Consider the following 3,560-nt stretch of genomic DNA (forward strand, 5'->3'; position numbering starts at 1 on the left):
TCGTTGGACCAGTTGGTTGGCGCCGGTGACCTTCGGGCCCAGCACCGGCCCCATCACCGCGACGGGAAGCAGCGTGGTCAGCTCCAGGCCGCCGCCCTCGGTGGTGATGAAGTCCCACGCCGCCCGCTCCGACAGCGTCTTGCTGCGTCCGTAGGCGTCGGTGCCCGGCCCGTCCAGGACCGTCCAGTCCTCTTCAGTGAACACATGGTCGCTGTGCGGGTGACCCCACGCAACCGCGTGGAACGCCGAGGTGAGCACCACCCTGGTCACACCGCTGTCGCGAGCCGCCCGCAGCACGCGCAGCGCACCCTCGCGTGCGGGGCCGATGACCTGCTGCTCGTCCTCGACGTGGCCCGGCATGACCGGGGAGGCGACGTGGATGACGTAGTCGACCTCCTTGAGTGCCTGGGGCCAGCCCTCGTCGCGGGTCAGATCGGCGGCGACGAACTCGAGGTCGTCACCGGCCGTCATTCCGGCCTGCGTCAGGGACGCGCGGACGGCGGCTTCCCGGTCCAGCGACCGGACGGTGGCTCGCACCAGGTGGCCCTGGGCGAGGAGCTCAAGGATCACGTGCCCGCCGATCAGACCCGAGCCCCCGGTCACCAGCACACGCTGCTTGGACATGATCATCTACTCCTGTCGTGGGGTGTATGAAGCTGGGCACCGGCCGTCCCGACCGGGTGCTCGACACCTCCCCAGCCTGCGGCCACAGAGCGAGGCGAGGCAGTTCCCCGCTGACACTGGTAGTGCGGGGACCAGGCACCCGGCCCGCTTCCTGCTTAAGCTGGCGGGTATGAGCGAGGAGCCGAATCTGCTGGGTGAGTACCTCCGTGCCCGGCGCGAGCTGGTCACCCCCGAGCAGGTCGGCATCCCGGTCATCGGGCGCCGCCGCGTTCCGGGCCTGCGCCGTGAGGAAGTGGCGATGCTCTCGGGCATCAGTGCCGAGTACTACCTGCGCCTGGAGCAGGGCCGCGACCGCAATCCCTCGGTCCAGGTGCTTCAGTCCATCGCCCGGGTCCTGCAGCTCGATGACGACGCCTACCTGCTCACCCTCGCCGCCGACAAGCCAAAGCGCACTCGTCGGCGTCCGCAGCGTGAGATCGTCCCGCCCAGCGTCGCGCGGCTGGTGCACACCCTTGGCCTGCCGGCGTTCGTGGAGGGCCGCTACCTCGACGTGCTCGCCGCCAACCAGTGGGCCACAGCGTTCTCACCACGCCTGGTACCGGGCCGCAACCGCCTCAAGGACGTCTTCCTGGATCAGGCCGAGGCGGCCATGTTCCCCGAGTGGGAGCGCACGACGGCCGGCCTGGTGGCGAGCTTCCGCAACTCGGTGGGGACCGATGCCGACGACCCGCGCGTGGTCGAGCTGGTCGGGGAGCTTTCGGTCGCCAGTCCGCGGTTCCGCCAGCTGTGGGCCCGACACGACGTGGCAACCCGGCGCACCGCAGTTTCCCTCACGTTCGAGCATCCCCAGGTAGGGCCGATCACCCTTGACCGCGAGAAGCTCCTCCTCAACGGGACCAACGCGATGATGCTCGTCATCTACCACCCGCAGCCCGGATCCGACAGCGCCGAAAAGCTCAGCCTGCTGGCTTCCGCATCGCTGCCACCGGCATCGGCCCCAGATCCCCCCTCCTTCGATGCAGCCTGGGGGCGGCGGACGTAACGGCCGCGCACCCGGTCGGACGGCTGCCCCACCAGCACCACCTCGGAAGACTCCGTTCGCGCGTGCCGACTCCGTCGTGTCACAACTCGCCGTCCTCCTCGTCGGCCAACGGCTGGCGCAGCGGCCGACGTCCGTCTTCGGCCGGGCCGAATCCTTCTGGTGCATGATCAGCCGACGCTGGAAAGGGAGTGGGCTGATCAGACGGCTGGCAGCGTTGGCGCTGTGGCGGGCTGCACACGACCAGGACGTCCTGGTCGACGACGTGGCCATCGCGACCGTCCGGCAGAACTACAGCACCGCGGCCGGCCTGACCGACGGACCTGCCCCGGACGGTGGCGCGGTCGTCATCGGCGGGTCGGTGAGATGCGAGTTCTCGGCTCTGTTGTTCAAGTACTTCAAGGAGCGGTGCTCGACGGACGGCATGACCTGGCGGTGGGCTGCCCCGTAACTGCGGAGCTTGTCCGTGACCACCGCCCGCGGCACCGTCTCGGTGCCCTTGAGGAGCTTGCGGAAGAACCGCTTGGCGGCCTTGGTGTCGCGCTTGTCGGTCACCAGGATGTCCAGGACGCTGCCGTCCTGGTCCACCGCGCGCCACAGGTAGCGCGTCTTCCCGTTGACCTTGATGAACACCTCGTCCAGATGCCACCGGTCGCCCGGGCGGGACCGCCGCCGGCGCAGCCTGGCGGCGTATTGGGGCCCGAACCGCTCACACCACAGACGAATCGCCTCGTAGGAGACGGTGATCCCGCGCTCGAACAGCAGCTCCTCCACGTCACGCAAGGACAGCCGGAACCGGAAGTACAGCCAGACCGCGTGCGCGATCACCTCCGACGGGAACCGGAACCCCCGGTACGACGGTACAGCGGTATCCACGAACAGCCCCTCCCACAACGATCCCACCAAGATCACCGCACCCCGGCTCCTCAACTTGATAACACCGCTTGAGGCCCTCGTCCGCAACCGGCTCAAACGCCTCCAGTACCGGCCCGACACCCTTGACGGCTTCACAGCCTGCACCGGCCTGACTCCCGGTGATCCAACGTCACCTTGACCGGCCGAAGTCACTAACGTGTGCGCGAAGGTCGAGGAGAGGGGTCGTCACGGTGACGGACAACGGTTTGGCGTGGGTCGGCGAGCACTGGTACAGCGGTGCGATCGCCAAGGACGGGATGCTCTCGGACATCAGCCTCACGGCGGTGCGGGGCGTGGACCCGGTGGACTTCGTGGTCCGCCTCGGCGCCGACCGCGGCATGGCCGAACGGCCGCCTCTGTTCAAGGACTTCGACAGGCTGAGCGTGAACCTGGGTGACAGTGTGGCGATGTTCGGCCGCAGCGGCGAGTGGACGTACGTCGTGGAGGTCGAGCGGTCCACCTGGCACCTCGTCTTCCTCGACCGGCTTGGCCAGGACACCTTGGTGGAGCAGGGCAACGAACTCGTCTGCCTGGACCGCTTCCTGCACGAGCACCCGTGGGTGTGCTACGTCGACGCAGCCGGCGAGGTGAGTTCCGGCGAGCCTGGTGACAGCCTGCTGGAGACCGCGATCCCGCCCAGGGACCGGCTCGGGACGTTCGCCGCGCTGGACGCGGTCATGCGCCGGGCCGGGGCGGTGCGGCACACCTTCCCCGGCTGCGAGGACCCCGAGGACGAGGACGAGGAGTTGGCGAAGCGGCTGTTCGCGGCAGTGGGCGGGCATCTCGGACTGTCGCTTCCGCATCGGGAGATCGAGCTGGGGCTGCTGCCCGCAGTGCACCTGCCCTCGCCGGTGTGAACCGGTAGCAGCGGGGGCGGCGCCCCCCCGGGGGGGCGGCGCCCCCGGGGGGCGGGGGGGGGGGAAGGGTTTTTGGGGGGCTGGGTGGCCAGCCCCGGGGGGGGTGGGCGGGGCGCCGGGCCCCC

At 69.6% G+C, this 3,560-nt stretch carries 3 protein-coding genes and 2 pseudogenes; 3 read left to right on the plus strand and 2 right to left on the minus strand.

Annotated features, from left to right (window positions below; all coding sequences use genetic code 11):
- A partial coding sequence (locus tag ACZ4MF_RS48710; RefSeq protein ID WP_467500861.1) for an NAD-dependent epimerase/dehydratase family protein occupies positions 1-624 on the minus strand: 624 nt, incomplete at its 3' end.
- A gap of 169 nt (positions 625-793) precedes the next feature.
- Between ACZ4MF_RS48710 and ACZ4MF_RS48715 the strand changes: the two genes are divergently transcribed.
- The gene (locus ACZ4MF_RS48715; protein WP_467500863.1) at positions 794-1,666 is read left to right on the plus strand and encodes a helix-turn-helix domain-containing protein; all 873 of its coding nucleotides are present in this window, start codon (positions 794-796) and stop codon (positions 1,664-1,666) included.
- Between the two features lie 360 nt (positions 1,667-2,026).
- On the opposite strand, the pseudogene ACZ4MF_RS48720 reads toward ACZ4MF_RS48715, so the two are convergent.
- Positions 2,027-2,539: pseudogene (locus tag ACZ4MF_RS48720) on the minus strand (IS6 family transposase); the annotation flags it as partial.
- 67 nt (positions 2,540-2,606) lie between these two features.
- Here ACZ4MF_RS48720 and ACZ4MF_RS48725 point away from each other — a divergent pair.
- Together ACZ4MF_RS48725 and ACZ4MF_RS48730 are read left to right on the plus strand one after the other, a co-directional pair.
- Positions 2,607-2,717: pseudogene (locus ACZ4MF_RS48725) on the plus strand (IS630 family transposase); the annotation flags it as partial.
- A 52-nt stretch (positions 2,718-2,769) separates the two neighbouring features.
- A complete protein-coding gene (locus ACZ4MF_RS48730) occupies positions 2,770-3,435 on the plus strand; it encodes a hypothetical protein (RefSeq protein WP_467500865.1) in 666 nt (221 codons plus the stop codon).
- Positions 3,436-3,560 lie beyond the last annotated feature (125 nt).

Source organism: Streptomyces sp. NPDC025793 (assembly GCF_055558375.1).

Coding starts and splice junctions, on each gene's coding strand:
- ACZ4MF_RS48715 (WP_467500863.1), top strand. CDS start 794: ATGAGCGAGGAGCCGAATCTGCTGGGTGAGTACCTCCGTGCCCGGCGC.